General features: G+C 27.4%; 1 protein-coding gene and 1 pseudogene. Both read left to right on the top strand.

The window, feature by feature from the left end:
* A pseudogene (locus C6B38_RS03005) lies at positions 1-652 on the top strand (hypothetical protein); the annotation flags it as partial.
* 255 nt (positions 653-907) lie between these two features.
* Positions 908-1835 (top strand): tRNA (adenosine(37)-N6)-dimethylallyltransferase MiaA (gene miaA / locus C6B38_RS03010; RefSeq protein ID WP_105298608.1); only part of this gene is annotated, 928 nt, incomplete at its 3' end.

Consider the following 1835-nt stretch of genomic DNA (forward strand, 5'->3'; position numbering starts at 1 on the left):
TTGATATTTAGATCAAAAAAGTAAAAATAAAACAGTAACGGATTTAGAAACTTTTTGATATTTAGATCAAAAAAGTAAAAATAAAACAGTAACGGATTTAGAAACTTTAGTATCTTATTATGATAATCCAATTTCAGAAAAATCAGATTTATATAACAAAAAACGTTGATTATATGTTGACCAACTTCGCAGTGAAAATGTAAAAGATTGATTTAAAGATGCGCATTCATGAACCTTAAATCCTAATAGTAAGAATTATGATGAGGAGACAAAATTTGATCAAGGAATTTTTTATCATGTTTTACTTAATGCTTACTTACAAAAAGTGCAAACAAATTATGATGTTCAATTAAAAAATATTTGAAAGGAATATAGCACTGAAGATGATAAGGAAAATATTCAAAATATTATTAGTCCTGATATTGCAGGAATTACTTTAACTTTTACGGTCTGAGATCCTGAAAAATGAACTAAACATTTTGTTGATGCGCATCCTGTTGTTAATAGTAATGAGAATCTTTTTGAAAATTTACCAATTTTACCAATTGAACAAAAAATTGGAGTTAAATTAGTTGTTGCAAATATTTATGGAACAGTTTCTAGTTATTTAATTGGAAGTTTTGTAATTTCTAATTTATTAGGAATTGAATAAACTAGATTTGTTATTTTTTCTAAAAAGAAATAAAATGTAATTTTCCGCAAGGACAGTTTTCTACGTTTATTATAACGTTAAGGTGTGTTTGGGGTTATTAACCGCTATATAAATCAGTAACTCTACACCCAAACACTTAAAGCGGTTCAGGGTTATCTTAAAAATAAATGAAAGGCTAACAGTTGAATGTTAGTTTTTTAATTTGAAAAAAATAAATTATCCGATAAAATTTATAAAGAGATAAGTGAGGTTTTGATGGTGGCGAAAAAAGTTATTTTAATTGTTGGACCAACAGGAAGTGGTAAAACTGCTTTATCAATTAAAATCGCTCAGCGTTTTAATGGCGAATGTATTAATGCTGATGCAACCCAAATTTTTAATGGGTTAAATCTTGCAACAAATAAAGTAACACCATCTGAACAAGTTGGAATTCCACACCATTTATTATCAACAATTGATTTAAATGATAATTATTCCATTAAGATGTACCAACAGCAGGGACGAAAAATATTAGCCCAATTATGAAGTAAAAATAAAATTCCAATTGTTGTTGGTGGTAGTGGGTTATATATTAATGCACTATTAAAGAATTACCAATTTTCTGATCAGGGTCGTGATTTATTAAAAACAAAGGAATATGAACATGTTTCAAATTATGCTTTATGAGAAAAATTAGCAACAATTGATCCACAAGAGAGTACTAAAATTCATCCCAATAACCAAAAACGAGTTTGGCGGGCATTAGAATATTATTTACAAACAGGAATATTAAAATCAAGTAATGATCATCACCGAAATGAATGATATATTGAACCATATATTATTGGGTTATTACCAGATAAAGCAGAACTGCATCAATATTTATTTGATCGGGTGTTACGGTTAACAGAGCAAGGTTTATTTGCTGAAGTTGAAGCAGCATATAAATATTGTAATTATGATTTAACAAAGCAAAGTATGAAAATTATTGGTTGTTCAGAAATTATTCGTTATTTAAAAGGTGAGCTTTCATATGAAGCAACATTAGCAGCAATGATTCAAGCTAATAAAGTTTATGCTAAAAAACAAATCACATGGTTTAAACACCAATTAACAAATGTGCATTGATATTCATTTTCCTATTCACAGTTTGATAATCTTTGCCAGAAAATTATTGTTGAATTAAAAAATAGTAACTATTTAA

Source organism: Spiroplasma sp. ChiS (assembly GCF_002968355.1).
Classification (GTDB): domain Bacteria; phylum Bacillota_I; class Bacilli_A; order Mycoplasmatales; family Mycoplasmataceae; genus Spiroplasma; species Spiroplasma citri.